Origin of the sequence: Tritonibacter sp. SIMBA_163 (assembly GCF_046535935.1) — a bacterium.
GTDB lineage: Bacteria > Pseudomonadota > Alphaproteobacteria > Rhodobacterales > Rhodobacteraceae > Epibacterium > Epibacterium scottomollicae.
Window position 1 is genome coordinate 1 of record NZ_JAWJBP010001510.1, and the last position, 230, is coordinate 230.

At 54.3% G+C, this 230-nt stretch carries 1 pseudogene; it reads left to right on the top strand.

Going from position 1 to position 230, the window contains the following annotated elements:
- Window positions 1-230: pseudogene (locus R0J92_RS27325) on the top strand (GntP family permease); the annotation flags it as partial.

The window sequence follows — 230 nt, forward strand, 5'->3', positions numbered from 1 at the left end:
CCATCACGTAGTGCTCACAGTTGTTATGGCCTGCGCGGTACTTACCTACGGCGGCGTCTCGCTATTTGTAGTGGCCTTCGCGATTTACCCCATTAGCCGTGAGCTTTTTCGTCAGGCCAACGTGCCTAAGCGGCTGATTCCTGCTTCTATTGCCCTGGGCTCTTTTACCTTTACGATGACCGCCCTACCCGGCACGCCCGCTATCCAAAATGCCATACCGATTCCTTACT